This is a genomic window from Telluria sp. Soil_C_11 (genome assembly GCF_057657395.1).
The window spans coordinates 202,167-228,154 of the sequence record NZ_JBDGIN010000004.1 but is presented as its reverse complement, the minus strand read 5'-3'; the positions used below and the strand labels follow the sequence as shown (position 1 = coordinate 228,154).

Sequence of the window (25,988 nt, the reverse complement as noted above, 5' to 3'; positions counted from 1 at the left end):
TTCAGGCATCGACCAGGATGTCGCCCTGCAGCCGCGCGGCGCCGGCCTTTTCCAGCGCGCGCACCGCCCACTGCGCCAGCTCCGCCGCCGGACGCGCCAGGAAGCGCTCGCGCGCCAGCACCAGCAGCGGCACCGTCTCGAACAGGGTATTTACCTCGGCCAGCGGCATCGCGCGCCGCTCGAGCAGCAGAAACTTTAATAACACCTTGACGCCATTCTCCGCATTGCGCACCGGGTCGGCCGCCAGGTAGTCGAGGCGGCCGTAGGCGCGCTGCAGGGCCGCTTCGACATCGGTAAAAGGCGCACCATGGCCCGGAATGACCAGGCGTGGCCGCAGCGAAGCGATCACATCGAGCGTGGCCCGCACCTCGCCGAAGCCGGGCTCGCCCGCCAGCTCGGGGAAGATCACGCCGAAGCCGTTCTGCCACAGGGCGTCGCCGGCAATCAGCAGGCCCTCTTCTTCGCACCAGAACAGCAGCGCGTGCGGATCGTGGCCCGGCGCGCCCAGGGCTTGCCAGCGCAGCTCGCCCATCGCCAGCACATCGCCCGGCGACACCGTCTCGTCGAAGCCGAAGCGCGCGCACTGCTGGCCGGTGGCGCGGTAGCTGAGCGCATCCTCGTCCCAACGCCGCACCTTGTCGGCTTCGGACAGGGGAATCGCGATGCGGCTTCCGAAAGCGTCCTTCAGCAGCGCATTGCCGCCGCAGTGGTCCGAGTGCAGGTGGGTGTTGACGATGCGGTCCAGGGGCCGGTCTCCCAGCGCATGCCGCACCAGCGCCAGCGTCTGCGGCGCATGCGCGACGTAGCCGCTGTCGACCAGGGTCGTGCCGTCGCGGCCGATGAACAGGATGTTGTTCGCGGACAGCCAGCCGCGCTCGAACACCCGCATCGACGCCGGCAGCATCACTCGAACAGCTGCGCTTCGCGGCGCCGGATCTCGGCCCAGACGGCGCGCTTGTAGTCGTCGTCGGCGCGGCCCCAGGCGACGATCTCGTCGATGGTGCGCAGGCAGCCTTCGCACAGGCCGGTTTCGGGCACCATCCGGCACACGTTGATGCAGGGGGATGGCACCGGGGTCTGCTGTTCCGGATTCATGGCGCAGCCTTTTCGATCTTGCCCGCCAGTTTGGCATTGAAGCGCGCCGGATCGATCACGCAGCGTTCGTGGATGCCTTCGCAGATGCGTTCGGCGTCATCCCAGGCCTCGACCCTGAAACGCACGCGGAGGCCTTCGACCTCGATGACTTCGCCCTTCACGTGCAGGGTCATGCCGGGCGGCGTCGGCGCCAGGTGCTGGAAGCTGACCATGGTGCCCAGGCTCTGTTCGTTCGGCCAGTCCATGTAGGGCATCATGCCGTGCACACAGGCAAGTTCCATCATCCCGACCATGTAGCCGGTAGCGAGCACGTCCGGCATGTCGCGGCAGAATGCGGTATCGTGGTAGAGGTTCGGGACGGTGGCACGCTCGGGTACCGTGTAATGCCACTCGAAGCGGATGCCAGGCTGAAATGTCGGACTCATGCCGCGCAGATTACCGTATCCGGACGGATTGTGCTTGCGTCGCCTGTCAGGTTGACGCAAGCTGGCCAACCAAGACTGAGGCACCCAGTCGAATCACAAGGAGGGCCGATGTCCTTAAGCAACAAACTGTTCGCGCAGATGCGCGCCGCCACCCGTTCCCTGATGCGCCGCGGTCCTTCCGTCGCGCGCAGCGTGATGCGGGAATCGATCAAGACCGCCTCGAGCATGCACCCGGCGGCAAAGCCGGCCCCGGCCTCGAACCAGGCCAGCTTCGATCCCGTCTCCGACATGCTGGCCGACCTGAGCCGGGTTGGCAAGTCCGTCAATCCCTTCAATGCGCCGCCGCTGTCCAGCGGCGCGGCCGCGATCGGCCTGCCCGGCCATTTCATCGACGGTTCCTTTACCAACGACGCCGGCACCCGCGACTATAAACTGTACATGCCGGGCAGCTATGCCGGCCAGCCTTCTCCGCTGCTGGTGATGCTGCACGGCTGCACCCAGAACCCGGACGATTTCGCGCTCGGCACCGGCATGAACACCCTGGCCGAGGAATGGAACTGCCTGGTCGTGTACCCGGCGCAGTCGCAACAGGCGAATGCGCAGCGCTGCTGGAACTGGTTCAATGCGATCGACCAGCAGCGCGACCAGGGCGAGCCGTCCATCATTGCCGGGCTGACGCGCGACCTCATGGCGCGCTACGTGGTCGATCCGGAACAAGTGTATGTGGCGGGCCTGTCGGCCGGCGGCGCGATGTCGGCCATCATGGGCACGCTGTATCCCGAACTGTATGCGGCGGTGGGTGTGCATTCCGGCCTGCCCTTCGCGGCCGCGCACGACCTGCCCACGGCGATGGCCGCCATGAAGGGCGATTTCCGCCGTCCGAAGGGGCATCAAGTGCCTGAGCTGCCCATCATCGTGTTCCACGGCGACCAGGACACCACCGTGCATCCGGCCAACGCCGAAGAACTGATCCGGCGCCGGCGCCGCCACGCGAACGAGCGGATCGCGGTCGAACCGGGCCGCGTGCCCGACGGCCACGCCTTCACGCGCACCGTGCACAGCCATCCGGACGGCACGATTCACGCGGAACACTGGCTGGTGCATGGCTTCGGCCATGCCTGGTCGGGCGGTAATGCGCTCGGTACCTACACCGACAGCAAGGGGCCGGACGCGAGCCGCGAGATGATGCGCTTCTTCCGCACCCGGCGCTGATGGACCGGGTTCACACTCCACCAGGCGTGTCTGGCGACACTCCAGCCTGTTGCGCGATATGCTGACGCAGACAGGCGGGGCACCAGCAGCCGGGCGCAGGCTGTTCCGCGCCGGCTTGCGGGACCGGGACGATCGGCGGCAAGGCAGTGCACCAGCACGGTGCTTCACCGCCATCCGCCATGGCGCAGCCGAACGCGGCGCCGCAACGAGTACATGTGCTCATGGGCCCACCTTAGCCGGATGCACCGGAAAATACAACAAGCTGCCTTTATAATGCGCACTGCGACGGGCCATTGCCTGTAAAATCTCGCAAATTCTTTTTGGACCCCCAATGAACGCTACGCTGAGCACACTGACGGGCGACGACCAGAAGAACGACCTGACTGCGGTCTCGCCGCAGATCAAGGCGCAGATCCTGGCCGAAGCACTCCCCTATATCCGTAATTTCCACGGAAAAACCATCGTCATCAAATACGGCGGCAACGCAATGACCGACGAACGCCTGAAACACGGCTTCGCGCGCGACGTCATCCTGCTGAAGCTGGTCGGCATGAACCCGGTGGTAGTGCATGGCGGCGGTCCCCAGATCGACAACGCCCTGAAAAAGATCGGCAAGCAGGGCACCTTCGTGCAAGGCATGCGCATCACCGACGAAGAGACCATGGAAGTGGTCGAGTGGGTGCTGGGTGGCGAAGTCCAGCAGGACATCGTCATGCTGATCAACCACTACGGCGGCCAGGCGGTCGGCCTGACCGGCAAGGACGGCGGCCTGATCCGCGCACGCAAGATGGCGATGCCGGACCGCGACAAGCCGGGCGAATTCCTCGACATCGGCTTCGTCGGCGAAATCGAGGCGATCAATCCGGCCGTGGTGAAAGCCCTGCAGGACGACGCCTTCATCCCGATCATCTCGCCGATCGGCTTCGGCCAGGATGGCCAGGCCTACAACATCAACGCCGACGTCGTCGCCGGCAAGATCGCGGAAATCCTGAAAGCCGAAAAGCTGATCATGATGACCAACATCGCCGGCGTGCAGGACAAGCAGGGCAAGCTGGTGACCGACCTGTCGGCGCGCGAGATCGATGAGATGTTTGCAGACGGCACGATTTCCGGCGGCATGCTGCCGAAAATCTCGTCGGCACTGGATGCCGCCAAGTCCGGCGTCAATACCGTGCACATCATCGACGGGCGCATTGAACACAGTTTGTTGCTGGAAGTCTTGACCGAGCAGGCCTTTGGCACTATGATCCGGTCTCACTAAAAATTTTGCGGCGATTCAATCGTCGCAAGATGTGAACGATGCCCTTGTAGCTCAGTGGTAGAGCACTCCCTTGGTAAGGGAGAGGCCACGTGTTCAATCCACGTCAAGGGCACCATCTGGAGCGGTAGTTCAGTTGGTTAGAATACCGGCCTGTCACGCCGGGGGTCGCGGGTTCGAGCCCCGTCCGCTCCGCCAGAATCGAAGAAAAAAGGTCCGACTTGTCGGGCCTTTTTTCTTTTGGAGTGCCGATATAATCCTGGCTGCCTCCATTCGAATCGCTTCCCGTGTCCAAACCTTCCTCCCCCGTCTGGCTGTTCGACCTCGACAACACCCTGCACGACGCCTCGCACGCCATCTTTCCGGCGATTAGCGCCAACATGAACACCTACATCGCGCGCGTGCTCGGCGACGGCGTCACGCCGGCCAGCCAGGAGGCGGTGAACGCGGCCCGCCTCGGCTACTGGAAGCGCTACGGCGCCACCCTGCTCGGCATGATCCGCCATCACCAGGTCGACGCCGCCGACTTCCTGCGCGAGACCCACGACATCGGTGCATTGCGCGAGCTGGTGCGCTGGGAGCGCGGCCTGTCGCGCATGCTGAAGCGCCTGCCGGGCCGCAAGATCCTGCTGACGAACGCGCCCACCGCCTATTCGACCGAGGTGGTGCGCCACATCGGCCTGCAGCGCCATTTTGCCCACCACATCGCGATCGAGGACATGCACGTGCACCGCCAGCTGCGGCCGAAGCCGTCGACCCTGATGCTGCGGCGCCTGCTGCGCAAGCACCGGCTGGCGCCGCGCCGCTGCGTGCTGGTCGAAGACACCCTGGTCAACCTGAAGCACGCCAAGCGCCTCAAGCTGCGCACGGCCTGGGTCACGCAATACCTGCGCTACAGCGATCCGAGCGGCAAAGCCCCTCTGCCGAAGATGTTAAAACGACCCGCCTACGTCGATGTCAAAGTAAAATCCGTGCTTCAGCTGCCGTCGCACCTGCGCCGGCTGCGCTCATCGACCTGAATACGGAGCACCGCGACACATGGCAAGCACGAAGCCGGGCCAACGTAAACTGCAGATCCTCCAGGCCCTGGCGGCGATGCTGGAACAACCGAAGGGCGAAAAGATCACGACCGCGGCGCTGGCCGCGAAACTCTCGGTGTCGGAGGCGGCCCTGTACCGCCACTTCGCCAGCAAGGCCCAGATGTTCGAGGGACTGATCGAATTCATCGAGTCCAGCGTGTTCGGCCTGTTCAACCAGATCACGGAACGCGAGGACGACGGCGTGGCCCAGGCCCATGCGATGCTGCAGATGCTGCTCTCCTTCGCCGCCAACAACCCCGGCATGACCCGGGTGCTGATCGGCGACGCGCTGGTCGGCGAGGATGAACGCCTGCAGCTGCGCATGAACCAGTTCTACGACAAGATCGAGCTGGCGTTCAAGGGTGCGCTGCGAATCGCCGTCACCCAGGGGCATGGCCGCGAGGAAGACGTCGGCGCGCGCGCCAGCCTGCTGGTGTCCTACGTGACCGGACGCTGGCATCGTTTCTCCAAGAGCGGCTTCCGCCAGCACCCGGCGGAAAACAGCGCCCTGCAGCTGTCGCTGCTGCTGGCTGCCTGAACCCGATGAACGACAGCGCCATCTTCGCCCTGCTCGACAACGCCGGCCCGGACGCGAGCCCGCCGTCGCGCTCGCGCCTGTACCGCGACTACGCGGGCACGCTGGCCTGTCACACCATCGACGAATGGCCGGCGCTGCTGGCGCGCCTGCAGGAAGCCCTGGCGGGCGGCCTGTACGCGGTGCCGGTGCTGGGCTATGAACTGGGCGAGCAGCTGCTCGGCATCGTGCCGCCGGCGCAGGTCCGGTTGCATGACATGCCCCTGGCCCAGGTGCTGCTGTTCCGCGGCTACGAGCTGCTGTCCTCGGACGAAGTCACCGCCTGGCTGGCCGAACGCGCCGGCGCGAACGGCCCGGCCGGGATCGCGGACGTGCGCGCCAACGTCGACGAAGCGACCTTCACGCGCGCCATCGAGCGCATCCGCGAGTACATCGCCGCCGGCGACACCTACCAGGTCAACTACACCTACCGGATCCGCTTCGACGCCTTCGGTTCGATCCACGCGCTGTACGCGCGCCTGCGCGAGCGCCAGCCGGTGCCTTATGGTGCGCTCATCGGGCTGCCGGACGGCCGCGCGGTGCTGTCGCTGTCGCCCGAACTGTTCGTGCGCCACGACGCCGGACGCCTGCTGGCGCGGCCGATGAAGGGCACCGCGCCCGCCAGCGGCGACGAAGACCTCGACGCGGTGCGCGCCAGCGCCCTGGCGGCCGATCCGAAGAACCGCGCCGAGAACCTGATGATCGTCGACCTGCTGCGCAACGACCTCGGACGGATCGCGCGCACCGGCAGCGTCGGCGTGCCGGCCCTGTTCGAGGTGCGCCGCTACAGCAGCGTGCTACAGATGACGTCCACCGTCCAGGCCCAGCTGGCCGACGGCACCCCGCTCGGCGCCATCTTCGACGCGCTCTACCCCTGCGGCTCGATCACCGGCGCGCCCAAGCGCCGCACCATGGAGATCATCCACGAGCTGGAGCCGGCCCCGCGCGGCATCTACACGGGCGCACTGGGCTGGATGGATCCGCCCGCGTTCGGCGGGCAGCCGGGAGCGCAGTTGGCCTCTCAGTTGGGCGATTTCTGCCTCTCGGTACCGATCCGCACCCTGGTGCTGCAGCCCGCCCACAACGGCGTGCGGCGCGGCGAGCTCGGGGTCGGCGCCGGCATCGTGTACGACAGCGATCCCGCCGCCGAGTATGCCGAGTGCCGGCTGAAGGCGCGTTTCCTGACCGGGCTGCCGAACGAATTCGAGATCTTCGAGACGATCTACGCCACCCGCGAGGACGGCTGCCGCCACCTGGAACGCCACCTGGCGCGCCTGCAGGCGTCCGCCGCCTACTTCGGCTTTGCCTTCGCCGAGGAACTGGCGCGCGCGGGAGCGATCGCCGCCTGCGCCGTGCTGCCGGCGGACACGCCGCACCGCCTGCGCCTGGCCCTGAAGCCGGACGGCGAGGTGGTCGTGCACACGGCGCCGCTGGCGCTCCTGGAGGGCCCGGTGGAACTCTTGCTGTCGGACGACCCGGTCGACTCCACCGCCCTGTTCGCACGCCACAAGACCAGCGTGCGCAGCCGCTACGACGCCGCCTGGAAGGCAGCGGAAAACGTGGGCGCCTTCGACACCCTGTTCTTCAACGAGCGCGGCGAACTGGCCGAGGGCGGCCGCAGCAGCGTGTTCGTGCGCGTCGGCGAGCGCTGGTACACGCCGCCGCTGTCCTCCGGCGTGCTGCCCGGCGTGATGCGGACCCTGTTATTGGAAGATCCTGCCTGGAATGCGATCGAGTGCCCGATCTCGCGCGAGACGCTGGAGCGCGCGCAGGAGATCGTGGTGTGCAATGCGCTGCGCGGACCGCTGCGGGCGACGATCCGGAAATAAACTTCCGTCATTCCCGGCATTGCCGGAAATGACTTCCCGGCATTGCCGGAATGACTTCCCGCCTGCGCGGGGACGACGGGGTCTCAGCCGCCGAGCGCCTGCTCGATCTTCGATACCAGCGCCGGATCCTGCGGCGTGACCTTGCTCGGGAAGTAGTCGAGCACCTTGCCGTTACGGTCGATCAGGTACTTGTTGAAGTTCCACTTCGGCTGGTTGCCGGTGGCCTTGATCAGTTCCGTGTACAGGGGATTGGCGCTCGCGCCGGTCACCGAGCTGCTGGCGAACATCGGGAACTTCACGCCGTAGGTGTTGTAGCAGAGGTCGGCGATCTTCTTGGCGTCGCTCGACTCCTGCTTGAAGTCGTTCGACGGGAAGCCCAGCACCACCAGGCCGCGCGCCGCGTACTTGGCATACAGGGCCTCGAGGCCCTGGTACTGCGGGGTGAAGCCGCAATAGCTGGCCGTGTTCACCACCAGCACCACCTTGCCGGCGTACTGGCACAGGTCCTGGGGCGCCTCGTCCTGCAGGCGGTTGAAGGTGTGCTTCAGCACGGCCGGACAGGATGCCGAAGCCGCGGCGGGCGCCGGCGCGTTCGACGCGCTCTGCGCCTGGGCGGGCGCGGTGGCGGCGATGGCGGCGCCGAGGGAGAACAGCAGGGCGGTAGTCTTGAACATGGCGGCGGAACTCAGGGTTGGGAAAAATGTCATTCTATTCCACCTTGACCTTGTCGAGGTCGGCCTTCGGCGCCGGCCACGACAGGTTCATGCCCTGCATGGTCTCCAGCAGCAGATGGGCGACGATCAGGTTGCGGTGGGTCTTGGAATCGGCCGGCACGATGTACCAGGGCGCGTGGTCGGCGTTGGTGGCGGCGATCGCATCCTCGTTGGCGCGCTGGTAGGCGTCCCACTGCTTGCGCACCTCCAGGTCGACAGGGTCGAACTTCCAGTGCTTTTCCGGATCGTCCAGGCGTTCCTGCAGGCGCTTCTTCTGCTCGTCCTTCGAGATGTGCAAGAACACCTTCATGATCGTCGTGCCGGTCTCGGACAGCATGCGCTCGAAGTCGCGGATCTGGGCGTAGCGGCGCTTGGTCTCCTTGCCGTCGATATCGCCCAGCACGCGCGGCACCAGCACTTCTTCGTAATGGCTGCGGTTGAACACCGCGATCATGCCGGCGCCCGGCACGTGGGCATGCACGCGCCACAGGTAGTCATGGGCCCGTTCACGCTCGGTCGGGGCCGAGAAACCGGTGGCCTGCAGTCCCATCGGGCTGATCTGCGACTGCGAGAACAGCGCGCGCGTCGTGCCATCCTTGCCGGCGGTGTCCATGCCCTGCAGGATCAGGAGCAGCTTCTGCTTGTGGCCGGCGTACAGCATTTCCTGGAAGTGGGCGATCTTGCCGATCAGCTCGCTAGTAAGCGCTCGCTCGCGCTGCTTGGCGCCGTTCTTGCCGTTCTTCTCGCCGTTCTTGTCTCCATTCTCGCCGCCATTCTTGTCGCCGTTTTTCTCGCGCAGCGGCGTCAGTCCGGCATCCTCGTCGCGCAGCTTGACGTTCTTGGGCGCGCGGAAGCGCTCGCGCACGTTCATGCCCGCGCCTCCAGCTTGCGGTGCTCGACCAGCATGCAATGGTTCATGACCACGTCCAGGCCGGCCGCGCGCGCCAGGTCGGCCGCGGCGCGGTTCTCGATCCCGAGCTGCATCCACAGCACGCCGGCGCGCACGTCGATGGCGTCCTTGGCGATCGGCGGAATGTCCTCGGACTTGCGGAAGCAGTCGACCACGTCGATGCGGCGACCGTCCCTGGCCAGCACGTCGGCGGCTTCCTGCAGGGTGGCGTAGACGGTGCGGCCGAGGATCTGCTGGCCGGCATAGGCCGGGTTCACCGGCAGGATTTCGTAACCGTGTTCTTGCAGGTATCCGGCCACCTCATGGCTGGCGCGTTCCGGTTTGTTGGACAGGCCGACCACGGCGACGGTCCTGGCGCTTTTGAGGATTTGTTCGATGGTTCGCATGCTGGGCTCGTTATGTTATGGTCATGTCCAGCTTATCATCTTTATATTGCGCTCCGGCGCATGAACCCGCACATGATGTTCCGCCCTGCCCTTGCTCTTTCCCTGCTGTTGTTTGCCGATGCTTCCGCCTCGTCCCAGACCCTGGCCGACGTCGAACGCAGCATCGTCCCCGTCGCCGCCTGGGGCGGCACCCCGGCCGACGCCACCCAGGCGCATCGCCACACGATCACCCACATCACCCTGCACCACCAGGGCGAGCCGTTCAAACCGGGCACCGACCCGCGCCAGTACCTGCGCAACCTGCAGACCTGGTCGCGCGGAACGAAGCACTGGCTGGACATCCCTTACCACTACATCATCGACCTCGACGGCAACATCTACGAAGGCCGCAAGATCGACTATGCCGGCGACACCAATACGGAATACGACCCGACCGGGCACGCGCTGATCGAGGTGGTGGGGAATTTCGAGGAAGTCGAGCCGAACCGGCAACAGCTCGATGCCGTGGTGCGGCTGATGGCGCTGCTGGCGAAGAAGTACGGCGTCACCCTCGACCACATCGCCAGCCACCGCGATTTCTCGGCACAGACCGTGTGCCCGGGCGCGAACCTGTACCGCTACGTGCAGGAGGGGTATTTCCGGCACCAGGTGGCGCTGCGGCTGGCGCAGGAACAGGCCCGATGACGGCAAATAAAAAAGGCAGCCCGCAGGCTGCCTTCTTTTTCATCACTCGAAACCGCTAACGATCAGCGGCCCTTGTGACGCAGCTTGGCGATCGCCGCCAGCTGGGCGATCGCGGCTGCCAGTTCGGCTTGCGCCTTGGCGTAGTCGATCGCCGATTCCTTGTTCAGCATCAGTTCTTCAGCCTGGCGCTTGGCTTCCTGGGCTTTCGCCTCGTCCAGGTCGGCGCCGCGGATCGCGGTGTCGGCCAGCACGGTCACGCCTTTCGGCTGGACTTCCAGGATGCCGCCGGCCACGAAGACGAATTCTTCTTCGGTACGGCCCGGCACGGTGATGCGCACGGCGCCCGGACGGATGCGCGTGATCAAGGGGGTGTGCATCGGGTAGATACCCAGCTCACCCGATTCACCCGGCAACGCGACGAACTCGGCTTCGCCCGAAAAGATCTGCTCTTCGGCCGAGACGACGTCAACGTGAATAGTGTTTGCCATAAGTGTCCTTTGAAGTGGCTAGATTAAGCAGCCAGCTTCTTGGCCTTCTCGATCGCTTCTTCGATGGTGCCGACCATGTAGAACGCCTGCTCCGGCAGGTGGTCCAGTTCGCCCGATGCGATCATCTTGAAGCCCTTGATCGTGTCTTTCAGCGAAACGTACTTGCCCGGTGCGCCGGTGAACACTTCAGCGACGTGGAACGGCTGCGACAGGAAACGCTGCATCTTGCGGGCGCGTGCCACGACCAGCTTGTCTTCCGGCGCCAGTTCGTCCATGCCCAGGATCGCGATGATGTCGCGCAGTTCCTTGTAGCGCTGCAGGGTGCCCTGCACGGCGCGCGCGGTGGCGTAGTGCTCTTCACCGACGACCAGCGGGTCCAGCTGGCGCGAGGTCGAGTCCAGCGGGTCCACTGCCGGGTAGATACCCAGCGAAGCGATGTCACGCGACAGAACGACGGTCGAGTCCAGGTGGGCGAAGGTGGTTGCCGGCGACGGGTCGGTCAAGTCGTCCGCAGGGACGTACACGGCCTGGATCGAGGTGATCGAACCGGTCTTGGTCGAGGTGATGCGCTCCTGCAGGCGGCCCATCTCTTCGGCCAGGGTCGGCTGGTAGCCCACTGCCGACGGCATACGGCCCAGCAGTGCCGACACTTCGGTACCGGCCAGGGTGTAGCGGTAGATATTGTCGACGAAGAACAGAACGTCCTTGCCCTCGTCACGGAAGGCTTCGGCCATGGTCAGGCCGGTCAGCGCGACGCGCAGGCGGTTGCCCGGCGGTTCGTTCATCTGGCCGTAGACCATCGCGACCTTCGAGTTGCCCAGGTTGTCCAGGTCAACGACCTTCGCATCGGCCATCTCGTGGTAGAAGTCGTTACCTTCACGGGTACGCTCACCCACGCCGGCGAACACGGACAGACCCGAGTGCGCCTTGGCGATGTTGTTGATCAGTTCCATCATGTTCACGGTCTTGCCGACGCCGGCGCCGCCGAACAGGCCGACCTTACCGCCTTTGGCGAACGGGCAGACCAGGTCGATCACCTTGATGCCGGTTTCCAGCAGGTCCTGCGACGGCGACAGCTCGTCGTAGACCGGAGCGGTGCGGTGGATCGATGCGGTGCGGTCGGCGTTGACCGGGCCACGCTCGTCGATCGGGTTGCCCAGCACGTCCATGATGCGGCCCAGGGTTGCCGGACCGACCGGCACCATGATCGGGTTGCCGGTGTTTTGAATGGTCATGCCGCGACGCAGGCCTTCCGAGCTGCCCAGCGCAATGGTACGGACGATGCCGTCACCCAGCTGCTGCTGCACTTCCAGGGTCAGTTCGGAGCCTTCCATTTTCAGTGCGTCGTACACCTTCGGCATTGCGTTACGCGGGAATTCCACGTCAACCACGGCGCCGATACACTGAACGATTTTGCCATCAGCCATGTTCGTTCCTTCAGATATAGTTTTAATTTCGTTACGAGAGGTCGCTTGCGTCGCTTAGCTGCTGATTGCAGCCGCGCCGGACACGATCTCCGAGAGTTCTTTCGTAATCGCTGCCTGGCGGGTCTTGTTGTAGACCAGCTTCAGCTCGCCGATGACGTTGCCCGCGTTGTCGGTTGCGGCCTTCATCGCCACCATGCGCGCCGACTGCTCGGATGCCAGGTTCTCGGCCACCGACTGGTAGATCAGCGCTTCGACGTAGCGCATCAGCAGCTCGTCGATGACGACTTGCGCGTCCGGCTCGTAGATGTAGTCCCACGAGTGGCCGCCTTCGTCCGCCTTCAGGTGCCCGGCCGGCAGCGGGAGCAGCTGCTCGACCACCGGTTCCTGGCGCATGGTGTTGATGAACTTGGTGTAGCACAGGTACACCGCGTCCAGCTGACCATCCTGGTAAGCGTCGAGCATGACCTTGATCGGGCCGATCAGCTTGTCCAGGTGCGGGGTGTCGCCGATTTGCGTGACACTCGAAACGACCTTCACGCCGATGCGGTTCAGGAAGCCCAGACCTTTGTTGCCGATTGCAACGACTTCAATGCGATTGCCCGCGGCTTCCAGCTCGCGGGTCTTCTGCGTCACCTGGCGCAGCACGTTGGTGTTCATGCCGCCGCACAGACCCTTGTCGGTCGTGACGACGATGAAGCCGACGGCTTTCGCTTTCGTGTCCTTGGCATGCGCCATGAACGCGTGGGTGTACTCCGGGTTCGCAGTGGCGAGGTTGGCCGTGATGTTGCGGACCTTCTCGCTGTAGGGACGGGCGGCGCGCATCCGGTCCTGCGCTTTGCGCATCTTGGAAGCGGCGACCATTTCCATCGCCTTGGTGATCTTCTTCGTATTTTCTACGCTCTTGATCTTGCCACGTATCTCTTTGCCTGCTGCCATGAGCCCTTACTCCTTATAGGGACCGGGTCGCCCCGGTCCCGCATTCCATCAGATAGCCGCGCTTAGAACGACTTCTTGAAGTCGGCGATGGCGGCGGCCAGCGCTGCTTCGCCGTCCTTGTCCAGGGCCTTGGTCTCGTCGATCTTCGACAGCAGGGCGCCGTGGCTGGACTTCAGGAAGTTGTGCAGGCCGGCTTCGAAATCCAGCACGCGCTTGACTTCGATATCGTCGAAATAGCCCTTGTTGACGGCGAACAGCGATGCGGCCATCAGGGAGATCGGCAGCGGCGAATACTGCTTCTGCTTCAGCAGTTCGGTCACGCGCGCACCGCGGTCCAGCTGCTTGCGGGTCGACTCGTCCAGGTCCGATGCGAACTGCGCGAACGCAGCCAGTTCACGGTACTGCGCCAGGTCGGTACGGATACCGCCGGACAGGCCCTTGATGACCTTGGTCTGGGCTGCGCCACCGACGCGCGACACCGAGATACCTGCGTTGATCGCCGGACGGATACCGGCGTTGAACAGCGAGGTCTCCAGGAAGATCTGGCCGTCGGTAATCGAGATCACGTTGGTCGGCACGAAAGCCGAGACGTCGCCAGCCTGGGTTTCGATGATCGGCAGTGCGGTCAGCGAACCGGTCTTGCCGGTCACGGCGCCGTTGGTGAAGGCGGACACGTAGTCGGCGTTCACGCGCGCTGCGCGCTCCAGCAGGCGGCTGTGCAGGTAGAACACGTCGCCCGGGTAGGCTTCGCGGCCCGGCGGACGGCGCAGCAGCAGCGAGATCTGGCGGTAGGCGACTGCCTGCTTCGACAGGTCATCATAGACGATCAGCGCGTCTTCGCCGCGGTCGCGGAAGTATTCGCCCATCGCGCAGCCCGAGTAGGCCGAGATGTACTGCATGGCTGCCGATTCCGAAGCGGAAGCGGCCACGACGATGGTGTACTCCATCGCGCCATGCTCTTCCAGCGAGCGCACGATGTTCTTGATGGTCGAGGCCTTCTGGCCGATCGCCACGTACACGCAGGTCATGTTCTGACCCTTCTGGTTGATGATCGCGTCGACTGCGACAGCCGATTTACCGGTCTGGCGGTCGCCGATGATCAGCTCGCGCTGGCCACGGCCGATCGGCACCATCGCGTCGATCGACTTGATACCGGTCTGCATCGGCTGCGAGACGGATTCACGCGCGATCACGCCCGGGGCGATCTTTTCGATCGGGGCGGTCAGGGTGGCGTTGACCGGACCCTTGCCGTCGATCGGCTGGCCCAGTGCGTTGACGACGCGGCCACGCAGTTCCGGACCGACCGGGACTTCCAGGATGCGGCCGGTGGTCTTGACGGTGTCGCCTTCGGAGATGTGCTCGTAAGCACCCAGGATCACGGCGCCGACCGAGTCGCGCTCGAGGTTCATCGCCAGACCGAAGGTGTTACCCGGGAATTCCAGCATCTCGCCCTGCATCACGTCCGACAGACCATGGATGCGGCAGATACCGTCGGCGACGGAGATCACCGTGCCTTGGTTACGAACATCAGCCGAACCTTCGAGGCCCTGGATGCGGCTCTTGATCAGTTCGCTGATTTCAGACGAATTAAGTTGCATGAGTGCTAACTCCTAATAGTTTCTTGATGCGTAGGGCAAGGGCTTGGACGCGGTAGACGGTGCAAAGATCCTCAGGCCACCAGCGCGTTCTGCATCTGCTGCAGTTTCGCGCGGACCGAGGTATCCAGCACTTCGTCACCGACGACCACGCGCACACCACCGATCAGCGACGGGTCGACTTCGACCGTGGGGTTCAGCTTGCGGCCAAATTTCTTTTCCAGCGTGGCGACCACCGAGTTCAGCTGGTCGGCCGACAGGTCGAAGGCGCTGTAGATGGTTGCGTCGGCGGCACCTGCCAGGGCGTTCTTCAGCACGGTGAACTGGGCGCCGATTTCCGGCAGCAGCGCAACGCGGCCGTTTTCGGCCAGCATCGCGATGAAGTTCTTCGCCTCCGGGTTCAGGGGCGACTTGACCAGCGACGCAATCGTATCGGCCAGCTGTGCGTGCGTGACGTTCGGATTGCCGGCAAAAGCCTGCACGTCCGGATTGGCGCCGATCAGGGCCAGTTCCGAGACGATGCCGGACCAGGCTGCCATGTCGCCGTTCTGGGCGACACGGAACAGCGCTTCGGCGTAAGGACGGGCGACGGTTGCGAGCTCAGCCATGATCAGAGCTCGGTTGCCAGGCGGTTCAGCAGGTCGGCGTGGGCCGCTGCGTTCACTTCGCGCTTGAGGATCTGCTCGGCACCGGCAACCGCGAGGGCAGCCACCTGGCCGCGCAGTTCTTCGCGCGCGCGGGTCACTTGCTGCTCGGCGTCGGCCTTGGCGCCTTCGATGATGCGTGCAGCTTCGACAGCGGCGGTCTGCTTGGCTTCTTCGATGATTGCTGCGGCACGCTTTTCGGCGTCGGCGATGCGCTTGGCGCTTTCTTCGCGGGTGGAGGCCAGTTCGGCGGCGATGCGTTTTTCGGCGGCGGCCATTTCTGCCTTGCCGCGGTCAGCTGCGGCCAGCCCATTCGCGATCCTCTGGGCGCGCTCGTCGAGCGCTTTCATCAGCGGCGGCCACACGAATTTCATCGTGAAGAACACCAGGATGAAGAAGACCACGAACTGGGCAAACAAGGTTGCGTTCAAGTTCACGGTAAATTCCTTCTCACAAAAACGGATGCCGAACCGGGAAAGGTTCGGCTATTCAGAACCGAATGGTGTTTCGATTAGCCGTGGAACGGATTGGCGAATGCGAACAGCATTGCGATACCAACACCGATCAGGAATGCCGCGTCGATCAGACCAGCCAGCAGGAACATCTTGGTCTGCAGGGTGTTCATCAGTTCAGGCTGACGTGCCGAAGCTTCGAGGTATTTACCGCCCATCAGAGCGATACCGATACATGCGCCAATAGCACCCAGGCCAATGATCAGACCGCAAGCCAGTGCAACGAAAGAAACGTCAGTCATGAGATTTACTCCAAAAGTTAATTTAAAAAACTAGAAAAATTACAACTTCTTTACTACCACTATCTTGTTCGTTCTTGCGATCGCGTCGGTCAGTGGCTCTCGTGGGCCTGACCGATGTAGACCAGCGTCAGCATCATGAAGATGAATGCCTGCAGGACAACGATCAGGATGTGGAAGATCGCCCAGATCGAGCCGGCAACCACATGGCCGATGAAGCCGAAGGCGGTGGCCATGGAGCCAAGCAGAGCGATCAACAGGAACAGCAGCTCGCCGGCGTACATGTTGCCGAAGAGTCGCATGCCGAGCGACACGGTACGTGCTGCGTATTCGATGATGTTCAGGAGCAGGTTGAACGGCGCCATCCAGATGCCGAACGGTGCGGCGAACAGTTCGTGCACCCAGCCGCCCACGCCCTTGACCTTCAGGTTGTAGTACAGGACCACGGCCAGCACGCCCAGGGCGATGCCCATGGTGCCGTTCAGGTCGGCGGTCGGGACCACGCGGTGGGTCGGGAACAGGTGCTCGACGCCCAGCACGCGGAACAGCGACGAGAACAGGTCGACCGGCAGGAAGTCCAGCGAGTTCATCAGCGCAACCCAGATGAACACGGTCAGGGCCAGCGGAGCGATGAAGCTGCGGTCGCCGTGGATGATGGATTTCGACTGGTCTTCGACCATCTCGACGATCATTTCGACGAACGCCTGGAAGCGGCCCGGCACGCCCGAGGTGGCGCGGCGTGCAGCCAGCCACATGATCAGGCAGCCGAGGACGCCGGCGAAGATCGACCAGAAGATGGTGTCGAGGTTCCACACGTGGAAGTCGACCACGAAACTCTGGTGGCCGGCGGTCAGGTGGTGCAGATGGTGCTGGATGTATTCGCCGGCGGTTGGCGCGTGCTCCGCGGCGGTTTCTACCGTTTGACTCGTCATTGTGAATGCCTAAATAGTAAGATGATGTAACTTTTCAGCGCCACGATGAACCCGCACAACAGTGCCAGCCAGTTCAGATCGTGGTAAAGCCGCGCCGTTACGAACAGCAGCGCCAGCGTTAAAGCAATCTTTACAAATTCCCAGATGAAAAATGTGGCAGGATTCGCGCCGCCCGGCTTTTGCGCACTGGCGAACAAGCGCACCGCCATGACACCGTTGGGAACGACACAACACAGCCCGCCAAGTACCGCCGAAAACATCGCAGACCACCCCCCGAGCAGTCCGGCGATCACGCCGGCCACAAGTGTTGCCATCGTTTGCAGGGAGACCAAGCGCAGCATTGTTTTTGTTCTTTCGCGCTAGCCGTGGTGGAACCGAGTTACGGTATGGTAATTACATGAATCAGCGGGATTATAAGTGTTTATGAAGGTCGTAGTCAAACTCTTCCGTCCTTATAACCATGCAAATCCGATGTAAAAACTACAAAGGATTTTGGGTCGAAAATGTTAAATTTCCTACCAAATTCAGCGTATTGACGACATGGACATGTGATCCAGCAAGGGTACAAGTCATGCATATGGCTGGGCGCGGGCCCGGCCGGCGGGGTGCAAAAGTAACAATTGTGGACAAGTGTTAACTTGCCCACAGTGTGGAAAAGATGCTACAGGGGTCAGGCGCGCAGGCGCGCCAGCACGCTTTCGAGGATGTCGAGGTCGGCGAAGTCGATGATCATCTGGCCCTTGCCCTTCGGCCCCATCTTGAACACGACCGGGGTGGCGAGGCGGTCCGACAGTTCTTCCTCGAGGCGCGCGATGTCGCCCGACTTTTCCTTCTGGCGCGGCGCGGCCGGCGGCGCGTTCTGCTCTTCGAGGGTGCGGGCGACCAGCTTCTCGGTCTCGCGCACCGACAGGCGTTTCGCGATGACGTGGCTGGCCAGCGCGATCTGGCTGGCGGCGTCGACCGCCAGCAGGGCGCGCGCATGGCCCATGTCGATATCCCCCGCCATCAGCATCGTCTGCACCGGCTGGGCCAGGTTCACCAGGCGCAGCAGGTTGGAGACGGCGCTGCGCGAGCGGCCGACCGCATTCGCCGCCTGTTCGTGGGTGAAGTCGAATTCCGAGATCAGGCGCGCGATGCCCTGCGCTTCTTCGAGCGGGTTCAGGTCTTCGCGCTGGATGTTCTCGATCAGGGCCATCGCGGCCGCGTTCTGGTCGTCGACCTCGCGCACCAGCACCGGGATCTCTTCCAGGCCGGCCAGCTGGGCGGCGCGGAAGCGGCGTTCGCCGGCGATGATCTCGTAGCCGACGTCCCCTCCCCCTTCGATCGGGCGCACCAGCACCGGCTGCATGATGCCCTGGCTCTTGATGGACGCGGCCAGCTCGGACAGCGAACCGTCGTCCATGCGGGTGCGCGGCTGGTACTTGCCGGCCTGGATGCGGGTGACCGGCAGGGTGGACGGGCTGCCGGCGGGCGTGGCCGGGGTGTCGTGGGCGTCTCCGCCGAGCAGGGCGTCGAGGCCGCGGCCGAGGCCTTTCAGTTTTTTGGTTGCCATGGTGTTGGACTGTCGTTGTTTTATGTTGATTACATGGTCTTGATGCGTTCGACCATCTCGGCGCCGAAAGCGATATACGCCTGCGCCCCCTTCGACGAAGGATCGAACACGACGCCGGGGATGCCGTAGGACGGCGCTTCGGCCAGGCGCACGTTGCGCGGGATGATGGTCTTGAACACCTTGTCGCCGAAGTGCTGCTCGAGCTGGGCCGAGACCTGCTGCGACAAGGTCATGCGCGGATCGAACATCACGCGCAGCAGGCCGATGATGCGCAGGTCGTGGTTCAGGTTGGCGTGCACCTTCTTGATCGTGTTGACCAGGTCGGACAGGCCTTCCAGCGCGTAGTACTCGCACTGCATCGGGATGATCACGCCGTGCGCGCACACCAGGCCGTTCAGGGTCAGCATCGACAGCGCCGGCGGGCAGTCGATCAGGATGAAGTCGTAATCGGCATCGACCTTGGCGAGGGCGTCCTTCAGGCGGCGCTCACGGTTGTCCAGCTCCACCATCTCGACTTCGGCGCCGGCCAGCTCGCGGTTCGCCGGCAGCACGTCGAAGCGCCCCGCTTCGCTGCGCATGCGGCTGCTGGCCACGTCGGCCTCGCCGAGCAGCACCTGGTAGATCGACGACTCCAGCCCGGCCTTGTTGATCCCTGCGCCCATGGTGGCGTTGCCCTGCGGGTCCAGGTCGACCAGCAGCACGCGCTGGTTCAGCTTTGCCAGTCCGGCGGACAGGTTGACGCTGGTGGTGGTCTTGCCGACCCCGCCCTTCTGATTTGCTACGCAAAAAATTTTCGCCATGTATGCCTTCGAAAAGTCATACCGTTAATACCATTAAAACGATTTATACGATTTACTTGGTATTACGGTATAAACTGTTTATATCGTTTACCCTGTTGCCTGCTCGCGCATCTTCTCGATGTGCACCAGGTGGCGTTCCGCCCCCAGCCTGGGCACCTGCAGGGGCTCCACTTTCGCCACCTTCCATTCGGCCGGCAGCCTCTGCCGCTCATCCTCCGGCGCCACCCCTTTCAATGCGATGTAGCGCCCACCCTCCGCCAGCAGGTGCGAAGACCAGTTGACGAAATCCGACAGGTCGGCAAACGCACGCGAGGTGATGACGTCGAATTTGTCGCTCACCGCCAGTTCCTGCACCTTCATGGTGTAGATGGTGACGTTGGCCAGGCCCAGCTGCGCCTTCACTTGCGTGAGAAAGGCGGTTTTCTTGTGCACGGTGTCGATCATCGACACTTTCATGTCCGGGCGCACGATGGCCAGCACGATGCCGGGCAGGCCACCGCCGGAACCCACGTCCAGCACGTTGGTCGCGTCTGCGAACGCCGGCACCGCGGCCAGCGAATCGAGCAGATGGTGGGTCACCATCTGCATCGGGTCGCGCAGCGAGGTCAGGTTGTAGACGGAATTCCACTTGAACATCAGGGCCAGGTAATCCATCAGCTTTTCCTGCTGCATCGGGCTCACGGCGAGCCCCATGTCGCCGATTCCCTCGGCCAGCACCTGGGACAGGGTGTTGCGGTCGAAATTCTTCATTCAGCCGCTTCCTCCGTCGGTGCATTGGTAAAGCCCTTGGCGCCGCGCTTTTTCAGGTGCACCAGCAGCAGGGAAATGGCCGCCGGGGTCACGCCGGAGATGCGCGAAGCCTGGCCCAGGGTTTCCGGACGCTGCTTGTCGAGCTTCTGGCGCACTTCGATCGACAGCGCCGTGATCTCCAGGTAGTTCAGGTTTTCCGGCAGTTTCAGGTTCTCGTAATAGTCGTGGCGCTCGACTTCGCGCGCCTGGCGGTCGATGTAGCCCGAATACTTCAACTGGATCTCGACCTGTTCCTTGACGGCCGGATCTGCCACGCCCGGACCGGCCAGCAGCTGGCCTTCATTGCCCTGCAGGCTCATCAGCTTGTCGTACTCGACGCCCGGACGGCGCAGCAGGTCGGCCAAGTTGTACTCGCGTTCGATGGCCTGGCCGATCACGCGTTCGGATTCGGCAGCCGCCAGGATGCGCGGGTTGACCCAGGTCGAACGCAGGCGTTCCAGCTCCAGGGCCACGGCTTCGCGCTTGCGCTCGAAAGCTTCCCACTGCGCATCGCCGACCACGCCCAGCTTGCGGCCGATCTCGGTCAGGCGCATGTCCGCATTGTCTTCGCGCAGCGACAGGCGATATTCCGCACGGCTGGTGAACATGCGATAGGGCTCGGCCACGCCCTGGGTCGTGAGGTCGTCGACCAGCACGCCGAGGTAGGCTTCCGAGCGGCCCGGCGTCCAGGCTTCCTTGCCCTGCGTCTGCAGCGCGGCATTGATACCGGCGAGCATGCCCTGCGCCGCCGCTTCTTCGTAACCGGTGGTGCCGTTGATCTGGCCAGCGAAGAACAGGCCATTGATCGCCTTGGTTTCCAGCGAGGCTTTCAGGCCGCGCGGATCGAAATAATCGTATTCGATCGCATAGCCGGGACGCAGGATGAAGGCGTTTTCCAGGCCGCGCATCGAGCGCACCAGGGCCAGCTGCACGTCGAACGGCAGGCTGGTCGAGATCCCGTTCGGATAGAACTCGTTGGTGGTCAGGCCTTCCGGCTCGAGGAAGATCTGGTGCGATTCCTTCGAGGCGAAGCGGTGGATCTTGTCCTCGATCGACGGGCAGTAGCGCGGGCCGACGCCTTCGATCACGCCGGTGTACATCGGGCTGCGGTCGAGACCATTACGGATGATCTCGTGCGTCTGCGCATTCGTGTGCGTGACCCAGCACGGCACCTGCTTCGGGTGCATGGAAGCATTGCCCATGGTCGAGAACACCGGCACCGGATCGAGGTCGCCCGGTTGCTCGCTCATGGCGGAGAAATCGATGCTGCGGCCGTCGATGCGCGGCGGCGTGCCGGTTTTCAGGCGGCCTTGCGGCAGCTTCAGCTCTTTCAGACGCGCCGACAGCGATACTGCCGCCGGGTCGCCGGCACGGCCGGCCGTGTAATTCTGCAGGCCGACGTGGATCTTCCCGTCGAGGAAAGTACCGGCCGTGAGCACCACCGCGCGCGCACGGAACTGCAGGCCGATCTGGGTCACGGCGCCAACCACGCGATCGCCTTCGACCATCAGGTCGTCGACCGACTGCTGGAATAGCCACAGGTTCGGCTGGTTTTCCAGGCGCGAACGGATCGCCGCCTTGTACAGGACGCGGTCGGCCTGGGCGCGGGTCGCGCGCACGGCCGGGCCCTTGGACGAGTTCAGGATGCGGAACTGGATGCCGGCCTCGTCGGTGGCGATCGCCATCGCGCCGCCCATGGCGTCGACTTCCTTGACCAGGTGGCCCTTGCCGATGCCGCCGATCGACGGGTTGCAGGACATCGCACCAAGGGTCTCGATGTTGTGAGTAAGCAATAGGGTCTTCTGCCCCATGCGTGCGGACGCGAGAGCCGCTTCGGTGCCGGCATGGCCGCCGCCAACGACGATCACGTCGAATTCTGTCGGAAATAACATGATGGAATGTACTGCGAGGAGAGTTAAGCTGGGATTATAGATTCTTTTTTCTGTGCGGCTTCAGTTGAGGTCTGAAAACGACAGAAAATTGTTTCACGTGGAACCATTGCGGCTCCACGGAGAGTCTGAACTTGAATCAGCCGAACCAGCTCACGCTCGGCTGTTTCACGTGAAACATCACCACCCCAGCTTTGTGAACGAATCGTAAGCCGTCTTTACAATCAACAAGGAGACCACGACCAGGAACAGCTTGCGCACGAAACCGCTGCCGTGCTTGAGCGCCAGCCGGGTACCGATCAGCGAGCCGCCGACCTGGCAGATCGCCATCAGCGCCGCCAGCTTCCAGATCAGGTGGCCGCTGTAGCCGAACCAGATCAGTGCCGACACGTTGCAGGCCACGTTGACGATCTTGGCCGCCGCCGATGCACCGAGGAAGTCGAAGCCGAAGAAGCGTACGAACATGAAGATCAGGAAGCTGCCGGTGCCCGGACCGAAGAAGCCGTCATAAAAGCCAATCGCGGCGCCGACGCCAGTCGCCAGCAGGCGTTCCGTCATGCCGCTGTGCACCGGCGCGTGCACCGAACCAAAATCCTTCTTCTTGAAAGTGTAGACCGCGACCGCCAGCAGGATCAGCGGCAGCAGGCTGCGCACGAAGTCGCCCGGCACACGGGTCACGGTCCAGGCGCCGACGAAGGCCAGCGCGAAGGCGGCGATGGCAGCCGGCGCCGCCGTGCTCCATGCCACCTGCACCCGGCGCGCATACTTCACCGCGGCGACGGTCGTGCCGCACATCGACGCCAGCTTGTTGGTCCCCAGCAGGGTCGCCGGCACTTCTTTCGGGAACACGGCAAAGATCGCCGGAATCTGGATCAACCCTCCCCCTCCCACGACAGCATCAACCAGACCGGCAAGAAAGGCCGCGCAGGCCAGGACGACGAAATCAAGCATGGGACGAAGGCACAAACGGGGGAAACCGATATTGTACGGGAAGGAAAGTATCGAGCTGGTGTAAGCTTGAGAAAACACAGAACCCGAAGGAGACGAAGACGATGAGCGCCATCCCCGCATTCAGTTTCACCACGGTTTCCAGCATCGTGTCCGAACCCGGCGCAGCGCTGCGGCTCGGGCAGCTGGTCGCCGAGCGCTTCCCGGGCATCCAGCGGGTGCTGATCGTGACCGATCCGGGCTTCCTGCGCACCGGACTGGTCGAGACGCCGCGCGCCAGCCTCGAACGCCAGGGCATGCAGGTCGACACTTATTCGGACGTGATGGCAGATCCGCCGGAAGCCGTGGTCGAGGCCGCGGCCGGGTTCGCGCGCCAGCAGCGGTCGGAGCTGGTAATCGGCCTGGGCGGCGGCAGTTCGATGGACGTGGCCAAGCTGGTCGCGGTGCTGGCCGGCAGCGCGCAGCCGCTGGCCGAGATGTACGGCATCGGCAAGGTTACGGGAAAACGCCTGCCGCTGGTCCAGATCCCGACCACGGCCGGCACCGGCTCCGAAGTCACGAACATCGCCATCGTCACCACCGGCGAGACCACCAAGATGGGCGTCGTGTCGCCCCAGCTCTACGCCGACCTGGCCCTGCTGGACGCCAACCTGACCCTGGGCTTGCCGCCGGTCGTGACCGCCGCGACCGGTATCGATGCGATGGTGCATGCGATCGAAGCCTATACCAGCCGTCATAAGAAGAATCCGCTATCGGACATGCTGGCGCGCCAGGCGCTGTCCTTGCTGTCGACCAACCTCGTCAAGGCCTGCGAAAACGGCCACGACCTCGACGCGAGACAAGCCATGCTGCTGGGTGCCTGCCTGGCCGGACAAGCCTTTTCGAATGCCCCGGTGGCCGCCGTGCACGCCCTTGCCTATCCGATCGGCGGCATTTTCCATGTGGCACATGGCCTGTCGAATTCGCTCGTGCTACCGCATGTGTTGCGTTTCAATTTACCTGAAGCAACCGGCCACTATGCGGAACTGGCCGGGATCGTCGTGCCGCACGCCAGCGGCAGCGAGGAAGCGCGGGCCCAGGCGTTGATTGTTGCGATGCAGCAGATCGCCAAGATCACCGGTGTCGAGACAACCTTGCAGCAGGTTGGCATCACGGAACGCGACCTGGACCGCCTGGCCGACGAGGCCATGCTGCAGACCAGGCTGCTGGGGAATAATCCGCGCGAGCTGACGCGGGCGGATGCGCGGGCGATTTATGCGGCGGCGCTTTAGGGCGCCCGACGGCAACCTGCTATGCTGAGCCGAATGGCCAGGTTTGGCCAAGGCAGCCGTTAGCGCGACAACCACGCGCAAAATGAAAGGATGTGGCATGAGCGACCCAGGAAAAACCATGATTGCCGAGTTGGCGTTCGAACTTGGCAAGGTGACGAGACGTGCGATCGATCATACGAACGATAAGGCCAGCCCGGTCGAGCTGACGAAGATCGCGAATAACTTGCTGGAAGCGGGGCATGAGAAGGTTGCGAGCGACTTGCTCATGCTGTTTGTGGCCGGCTTTGAAGAGGGTGATCCTCCGGAACGGCGTACGCATCCGGAAAATCGCTAGTAAGCACGTCACCGGATTTTGGCTTCCGTTACCGTGAACCATCAAATCTTAGAGTGGAAGGTCATTTCTATTGGCCTCGAAGGCCATGAAGTCGAAATAAATGGCCTGAATCCATGGCGCTATCCATGGGCAGACAGCGGGGCGAGAGTGGTTTTGCCCCACCCTTCGTATGCATCACAGCGCCACGAGATGCCTGTGTACCGCATTGAAGGGTCAGATACCAGCTTCGCAGCTTCCGAAGTCTCGAACGGTGTCTGGGCGTTTTACGTCCCAAACAAGTAGATTCACTCAACCTGATCAAAGTCCGTTCTGGGTCCAGAAGCGGACTCCTGCCACCCATCGCCGGCGGCCAATATGAAAATAAAAAAGCTCCTGCTTTGGACGTTTCTGCTTGCGTTACTGGTTGTTCTTGGCCTGTGGTTGCGGGGCGAGATGCGGATAGACAGCTGCCTGGATCGCGGCGGTAGGTGGGATAAAAACAGGCAGATCTGCGAAGGAGCTGCGGAACAGGATCACAGGTCGAACGTCAGCAATGGCCTGAAAACGCCGTAGAAAGAGCTTGTCTTAGTCGCTCTCGGTTACCAACCCACCTCCTCCCCCGCACGGGCCACCAACTCAAAAGCTGCTCTGCGGCCTCTTCGCCGCAAAAAAATCCAGCAGCAGCGCATTCACCTTCTCATGCGCCGTCAGCTGCAGCCAGTGGTCGGCGTCGTGGATCCGCTCGAAGCGGAATTCCCCGTCCACGTAATGGGCCGAATCGCGCATCTGCTTTTCGCCCAGGGCCGGGTCGCCATCGCTCCAGATCCCCATTACCGGTACCTTGACGCGCGGGGTCGGCGCCGGCAGGGCCAGCTTGAGATTGGCGCGGTAGTAATTCAGGGCCGCCGTCAGGCGTCCCGGCGGTTCGAGATCGCGCTTCCAGAATTCGAACTGGCCCGGTTCGCTGGTGAACTGGCGCAGCGCGAACCAGTCGGCCGCGCGCAGCATGGTCTCGGCAATGCCGGGCATGCAGAACATCGGCACATAGGCCAAGCGCAGGTGCTGCAGGATGCCGGCGTGGGCGATCGCCGATGGGTGGCCGGTCGACAGTGCGGCGAAGCGCTCGATGCGCTCGGGCACCAGCGCGGCCAGTTGCCAGCCGATCAGGGCGCCCCAGTCGTGGCCGACCAGGTGTACCTTGTCGATGTTCAGGGCGTCGAGCAGGCCCAGCACGTCGCCGCGCAGCTTGTCGAGCGTGTAGTCGAGGATGCCTGGCGGGGCATCGGTGCGGCCGTAGCCGCGCAGGTCGGGCGCCAGCACGCGGAAACCGGCGCTGGCCAGCACTGGCACCTGCTTGCGCCAGACGATGTGGGTGTCGGGAAAACCGTGCAGGAGCAGGATGACTGGCCCCTGCCCGGTCGTGGTGGCGTGGATGTGGATGCCGTTCGCATTTACCGTGAGGGATTCGTCGATCACAGCCACCTCCTT

Annotated in this window: 30 protein-coding genes and 2 tRNA genes; 10 read left to right on the top strand and 22 right to left on the bottom strand. The window is 63.6% G+C overall.

Annotated features, from left to right (window positions below; translation table 11 throughout):
- Position 1 precedes the first annotated feature (1 nt).
- Genes AC3A6M_RS09095 through AC3A6M_RS09085 form a run of 3 tightly spaced genes read right to left on the bottom strand, consistent with a single transcriptional unit; the run spans position 2 to position 1,520 of the window.
- A complete protein-coding gene (locus AC3A6M_RS09095; protein WP_487852611.1) occupies positions 2–904 on the bottom strand; it encodes an MBL fold metallo-hydrolase in 903 nt (300 codons plus the stop codon).
- Positions 904–1,095, bottom strand: coding sequence for a DUF1289 domain-containing protein (locus AC3A6M_RS09090; RefSeq protein WP_487852397.1), 192 nt, complete (start codon positions 1,093–1,095; stop codon positions 904–906). Before AC3A6M_RS09090 ends, AC3A6M_RS09095 begins: the two co-directional genes overlap by 1 nt.
- A complete protein-coding gene (locus AC3A6M_RS09085; protein ID WP_487852396.1) occupies positions 1,092–1,520 on the bottom strand; it encodes a thioesterase family protein in 429 nt (142 codons plus the stop codon). Before AC3A6M_RS09085 ends, AC3A6M_RS09090 begins: the two co-directional genes overlap by 4 nt.
- Before the next feature lie 108 nt (positions 1,521–1,628).
- Between AC3A6M_RS09085 and AC3A6M_RS09080 the strand changes: the two genes are divergently transcribed.
- The gene (locus AC3A6M_RS09080; RefSeq protein ID WP_487852395.1) at positions 1,629–2,732 is read left to right on the top strand and encodes an extracellular catalytic domain type 1 short-chain-length polyhydroxyalkanoate depolymerase; all 1,104 of its coding nucleotides are present in this window, start codon (positions 1,629–1,631) and stop codon (positions 2,730–2,732) included.
- Between the two features lie 10 nt (positions 2,733–2,742).
- Here the strand turns inward: AC3A6M_RS09080 and AC3A6M_RS09075 are convergent, their stop codons facing one another.
- Positions 2,743–2,955, bottom strand: coding sequence for a cysteine-rich CWC family protein (locus AC3A6M_RS09075; protein WP_487852394.1), 213 nt, complete (start codon positions 2,953–2,955; stop codon positions 2,743–2,745).
- Between the two features lie 108 nt (positions 2,956–3,063).
- On the opposite strand from AC3A6M_RS09075, the gene argB reads away from it, so the two are divergent.
- From argB to AC3A6M_RS09045, 6 genes are all read left to right on the top strand, one after another.
- Positions 3,064–3,993, top strand: coding sequence for an acetylglutamate kinase (gene argB / locus AC3A6M_RS09070; RefSeq protein WP_487852393.1), 930 nt, complete (start codon positions 3,064–3,066; stop codon positions 3,991–3,993).
- A 40-nt stretch (positions 3,994–4,033) separates the two neighbouring features.
- A tRNA-Thr gene (locus AC3A6M_RS09065) sits at positions 4,034–4,108 on the top strand.
- 3 nt (positions 4,109–4,111) lie between these two features.
- Positions 4,112–4,188, top strand: a tRNA-Asp gene (locus AC3A6M_RS09060).
- 89 nt (positions 4,189–4,277) lie between these two features.
- Entirely contained in the window at positions 4,278–5,009 is a 732-nt protein-coding gene (locus AC3A6M_RS09055) for an HAD-IA family hydrolase (RefSeq protein WP_487852392.1), read from the top strand.
- A 19-nt stretch (positions 5,010–5,028) separates the two neighbouring features.
- The gene (gene slmA / locus AC3A6M_RS09050) at positions 5,029–5,607 is read left to right on the top strand and encodes a nucleoid occlusion factor SlmA (protein WP_487852391.1); all 579 of its coding nucleotides are present in this window, start codon (positions 5,029–5,031) and stop codon (positions 5,605–5,607) included.
- Between the two features lie 5 nt (positions 5,608–5,612).
- A complete protein-coding gene (locus AC3A6M_RS09045; protein ID WP_487852390.1) occupies positions 5,613–7,472 on the top strand; it encodes a chorismate-binding protein in 1,860 nt (619 codons plus the stop codon).
- Positions 7,473–7,555: 83 nt separating this feature from the next.
- On the opposite strand, the gene AC3A6M_RS09040 is transcribed toward AC3A6M_RS09045, so the two are convergent.
- Genes AC3A6M_RS09040 through AC3A6M_RS09030 form a run of 3 tightly spaced genes read right to left on the bottom strand, consistent with a single transcriptional unit; the run spans position 7,556 to position 9,481 of the window.
- Positions 7,556–8,146, bottom strand: a complete 591-nt coding sequence (locus tag AC3A6M_RS09040; RefSeq protein ID WP_487852389.1) for a glutathione peroxidase — start codon at positions 8,144–8,146, stop codon at positions 7,556–7,558.
- 34 nt (positions 8,147–8,180) lie between these two features.
- Entirely contained in the window at positions 8,181–9,056 is an 876-nt protein-coding gene (locus AC3A6M_RS09035; protein WP_487852388.1) for a PPK2 family polyphosphate kinase, read from the bottom strand.
- A complete protein-coding gene (locus tag AC3A6M_RS09030; RefSeq protein ID WP_487852387.1) occupies positions 9,053–9,481 on the bottom strand; it encodes a CoA-binding protein in 429 nt (142 codons plus the stop codon). Before AC3A6M_RS09030 ends, AC3A6M_RS09035 begins: the two co-directional genes overlap by 4 nt.
- Positions 9,482–9,553: 72 nt before the next feature.
- On the opposite strand from AC3A6M_RS09030, the gene AC3A6M_RS09025 reads away from it, so the two are divergent.
- Complete coding sequence (locus tag AC3A6M_RS09025; protein ID WP_487852386.1) at positions 9,554–10,165, top strand: peptidoglycan recognition protein family protein; 612 nt, start codon at positions 9,554–9,556, stop codon at positions 10,163–10,165.
- 62 nt (positions 10,166–10,227) lie between these two features.
- Here the strand turns inward: AC3A6M_RS09025 and AC3A6M_RS09020 are convergent, their stop codons facing one another.
- From AC3A6M_RS09020 to AC3A6M_RS08955, 14 genes are all read right to left on the bottom strand, one after another.
- Positions 10,228–10,653: a F0F1 ATP synthase subunit epsilon gene (locus AC3A6M_RS09020; RefSeq protein ID WP_487852385.1), complete on the bottom strand. Its 426-nt coding sequence runs from the start codon at positions 10,651–10,653 to the stop codon at positions 10,228–10,230.
- A gap of 23 nt (positions 10,654–10,676) precedes the next feature.
- Positions 10,677–12,080, bottom strand: coding sequence for a F0F1 ATP synthase subunit beta (gene atpD, locus AC3A6M_RS09015; protein ID WP_487852384.1), 1,404 nt, complete (start codon positions 12,078–12,080; stop codon positions 10,677–10,679).
- A gap of 54 nt (positions 12,081–12,134) precedes the next feature.
- Complete coding sequence (gene atpG / locus AC3A6M_RS09010; RefSeq protein ID WP_487852383.1) at positions 12,135–13,016, bottom strand: F0F1 ATP synthase subunit gamma; 882 nt, start codon at positions 13,014–13,016, stop codon at positions 12,135–12,137.
- A gap of 62 nt (positions 13,017–13,078) precedes the next feature.
- Positions 13,079–14,614 (bottom strand): F0F1 ATP synthase subunit alpha, encoded by a 1,536-nt coding sequence (gene atpA, locus AC3A6M_RS09005; RefSeq protein ID WP_487852382.1) that lies wholly within the window; start codon positions 14,612–14,614, stop codon positions 13,079–13,081.
- Positions 14,615–14,685: 71 nt separating this feature from the next.
- Complete coding sequence (locus tag AC3A6M_RS09000; protein ID WP_487852381.1) at positions 14,686–15,219, bottom strand: F0F1 ATP synthase subunit delta; 534 nt, start codon at positions 15,217–15,219, stop codon at positions 14,686–14,688.
- A 2-nt stretch (positions 15,220–15,221) separates the two neighbouring features.
- Positions 15,222–15,692: a F0F1 ATP synthase subunit B gene (locus AC3A6M_RS08995; RefSeq protein WP_487852380.1), complete on the bottom strand. Its 471-nt coding sequence runs from the start codon at positions 15,690–15,692 to the stop codon at positions 15,222–15,224.
- Positions 15,693–15,766: 74 nt separating this feature from the next.
- Positions 15,767–16,009 (bottom strand): F0F1 ATP synthase subunit C, encoded by a 243-nt coding sequence (atpE, locus tag AC3A6M_RS08990; protein ID WP_477259566.1) that lies wholly within the window; start codon positions 16,007–16,009, stop codon positions 15,767–15,769.
- Between the two features lie 89 nt (positions 16,010–16,098).
- Positions 16,099–16,938, bottom strand: a complete 840-nt coding sequence (atpB, locus tag AC3A6M_RS08985; protein ID WP_487852379.1) for a F0F1 ATP synthase subunit A — start codon at positions 16,936–16,938, stop codon at positions 16,099–16,101.
- Positions 16,935–17,279, bottom strand: coding sequence for an ATP synthase subunit I (locus AC3A6M_RS08980; RefSeq protein ID WP_487852378.1), 345 nt, complete (start codon positions 17,277–17,279; stop codon positions 16,935–16,937). The genes atpB and AC3A6M_RS08980 overlap by 4 nt, the downstream gene beginning before the upstream one ends.
- 329 nt (positions 17,280–17,608) lie before the next feature.
- Positions 17,609–18,490 carry a ParB/RepB/Spo0J family partition protein gene (locus AC3A6M_RS08975; protein WP_487852377.1) on the bottom strand — a complete coding sequence of 294 codons (882 nt, stop codon included), beginning with the start codon at positions 18,488–18,490 and terminating at the stop codon, positions 17,609–17,611.
- A 29-nt stretch (positions 18,491–18,519) separates the two neighbouring features.
- Entirely contained in the window at positions 18,520–19,290 is a 771-nt protein-coding gene (locus AC3A6M_RS08970; protein WP_487852376.1) for a ParA family protein, read from the bottom strand.
- Positions 19,291–19,377: 87 nt separating this feature from the next.
- Positions 19,378–20,040, bottom strand: coding sequence for a 16S rRNA (guanine(527)-N(7))-methyltransferase RsmG (gene rsmG / locus AC3A6M_RS08965; RefSeq protein WP_487852375.1), 663 nt, complete (start codon positions 20,038–20,040; stop codon positions 19,378–19,380).
- Entirely contained in the window at positions 20,037–21,971 is a 1,935-nt protein-coding gene (gene mnmG / locus AC3A6M_RS08960; RefSeq protein ID WP_487852374.1) for a tRNA uridine-5-carboxymethylaminomethyl(34) synthesis enzyme MnmG, read from the bottom strand. Before mnmG ends, rsmG begins: the two co-directional genes overlap by 4 nt.
- A gap of 177 nt (positions 21,972–22,148) precedes the next feature.
- Positions 22,149–22,919: a sulfite exporter TauE/SafE family protein gene (locus tag AC3A6M_RS08955; protein WP_487852373.1), complete on the bottom strand. Its 771-nt coding sequence runs from the start codon at positions 22,917–22,919 to the stop codon at positions 22,149–22,151.
- A gap of 110 nt (positions 22,920–23,029) precedes the next feature.
- On the opposite strand from AC3A6M_RS08955, the gene AC3A6M_RS08950 reads away from it, so the two are divergent.
- The gene (locus AC3A6M_RS08950) at positions 23,030–24,187 is read left to right on the top strand and encodes an iron-containing alcohol dehydrogenase (protein WP_487852610.1); all 1,158 of its coding nucleotides are present in this window, start codon (positions 23,030–23,032) and stop codon (positions 24,185–24,187) included.
- Between the two features lie 97 nt (positions 24,188–24,284).
- Complete coding sequence (locus AC3A6M_RS08945) at positions 24,285–24,521, top strand: hypothetical protein (RefSeq protein ID WP_487852372.1); 237 nt, start codon at positions 24,285–24,287, stop codon at positions 24,519–24,521.
- Between the two features lie 615 nt (positions 24,522–25,136).
- Here the strand turns inward: AC3A6M_RS08945 and AC3A6M_RS08940 are convergent.
- A complete protein-coding gene (locus AC3A6M_RS08940) occupies positions 25,137–25,976 on the bottom strand; it encodes an alpha/beta fold hydrolase (RefSeq protein WP_487852371.1) in 840 nt (279 codons plus the stop codon).
- Positions 25,977–25,988: the final 12 nt, after the last annotated feature.

Bases quoted from the DNA above. Each gene is read 5' to 3' on its own strand.
- AC3A6M_RS09095 (WP_487852611.1), bottom strand. From the start codon at position 904: ATGCTGCCGGCGTCGATGCGGGTGTTCGAGCGCGGCTGGCTGTCCGCG.
- AC3A6M_RS09090 (WP_487852397.1), bottom strand. From the start codon at position 1,095: ATGAATCCGGAACAGCAGACCCCGGTGCCATCCCCCTGCATCAACGTG.
- AC3A6M_RS09085 (WP_487852396.1), bottom strand. From the start codon at position 1,520: ATGAGTCCGACATTTCAGCCTGGCATCCGCTTCGAGTGGCATTACACG.
- AC3A6M_RS09080 (WP_487852395.1), top strand. From the start codon at position 1,629: ATGTCCTTAAGCAACAAACTGTTCGCGCAGATGCGCGCCGCCACCCGT.
- AC3A6M_RS09075 (WP_487852394.1), bottom strand. From the start codon at position 2,955: ATGAGCACATGTACTCGTTGCGGCGCCGCGTTCGGCTGCGCCATGGCG.
- argB (WP_487852393.1), top strand. From the start codon at position 3,064: ATGAACGCTACGCTGAGCACACTGACGGGCGACGACCAGAAGAACGAC.
- slmA (WP_487852391.1), top strand. From the start codon at position 5,029: ATGGCAAGCACGAAGCCGGGCCAACGTAAACTGCAGATCCTCCAGGCC.
- AC3A6M_RS09045 (WP_487852390.1), top strand. From the start codon at position 5,613: ATGAACGACAGCGCCATCTTCGCCCTGCTCGACAACGCCGGCCCGGAC.
- AC3A6M_RS09040 (WP_487852389.1), bottom strand. From the start codon at position 8,146: ATGTTCAAGACTACCGCCCTGCTGTTCTCCCTCGGCGCCGCCATCGCC.
- AC3A6M_RS09035 (WP_487852388.1), bottom strand. From the start codon at position 9,056: ATGAACGTGCGCGAGCGCTTCCGCGCGCCCAAGAACGTCAAGCTGCGC.
- AC3A6M_RS09030 (WP_487852387.1), bottom strand. From the start codon at position 9,481: ATGCGAACCATCGAACAAATCCTCAAAAGCGCCAGGACCGTCGCCGTG.
- AC3A6M_RS09025 (WP_487852386.1), top strand. From the start codon at position 9,554: ATGATGTTCCGCCCTGCCCTTGCTCTTTCCCTGCTGTTGTTTGCCGAT.
- AC3A6M_RS09020 (WP_487852385.1), bottom strand. From the start codon at position 10,653: ATGGCAAACACTATTCACGTTGACGTCGTCTCGGCCGAAGAGCAGATC.
- atpD (WP_487852384.1), bottom strand. From the start codon at position 12,080: ATGGCTGATGGCAAAATCGTTCAGTGTATCGGCGCCGTGGTTGACGTG.
- atpG (WP_487852383.1), bottom strand. From the start codon at position 13,016: ATGGCAGCAGGCAAAGAGATACGTGGCAAGATCAAGAGCGTAGAAAAT.
- atpA (WP_487852382.1), bottom strand. From the start codon at position 14,614: ATGCAACTTAATTCGTCTGAAATCAGCGAACTGATCAAGAGCCGCATC.
- AC3A6M_RS09000 (WP_487852381.1), bottom strand. From the start codon at position 15,219: ATGGCTGAGCTCGCAACCGTCGCCCGTCCTTACGCCGAAGCGCTGTTC.
- atpE (WP_477259566.1), bottom strand. From the start codon at position 16,009: ATGACTGACGTTTCTTTCGTTGCACTGGCTTGCGGTCTGATCATTGGC.
- atpB (WP_487852379.1), bottom strand. From the start codon at position 16,938: ATGACGAGTCAAACGGTAGAAACCGCCGCGGAGCACGCGCCAACCGCC.
- AC3A6M_RS08980 (WP_487852378.1), bottom strand. From the start codon at position 17,279: ATGCTGCGCTTGGTCTCCCTGCAAACGATGGCAACACTTGTGGCCGGC.
- AC3A6M_RS08975 (WP_487852377.1), bottom strand. From the start codon at position 18,490: ATGGCAACCAAAAAACTGAAAGGCCTCGGCCGCGGCCTCGACGCCCTG.
- AC3A6M_RS08970 (WP_487852376.1), bottom strand. From the start codon at position 19,290: ATGGCGAAAATTTTTTGCGTAGCAAATCAGAAGGGCGGGGTCGGCAAG.
- rsmG (WP_487852375.1), bottom strand. From the start codon at position 20,040: ATGAAGAATTTCGACCGCAACACCCTGTCCCAGGTGCTGGCCGAGGGA.
- mnmG (WP_487852374.1), bottom strand. From the start codon at position 21,971: ATGTTATTTCCGACAGAATTCGACGTGATCGTCGTTGGCGGCGGCCAT.
- AC3A6M_RS08955 (WP_487852373.1), bottom strand. From the start codon at position 22,919: ATGCTTGATTTCGTCGTCCTGGCCTGCGCGGCCTTTCTTGCCGGTCTG.
- AC3A6M_RS08945 (WP_487852372.1), top strand. From the start codon at position 24,285: ATGAGCGACCCAGGAAAAACCATGATTGCCGAGTTGGCGTTCGAACTT.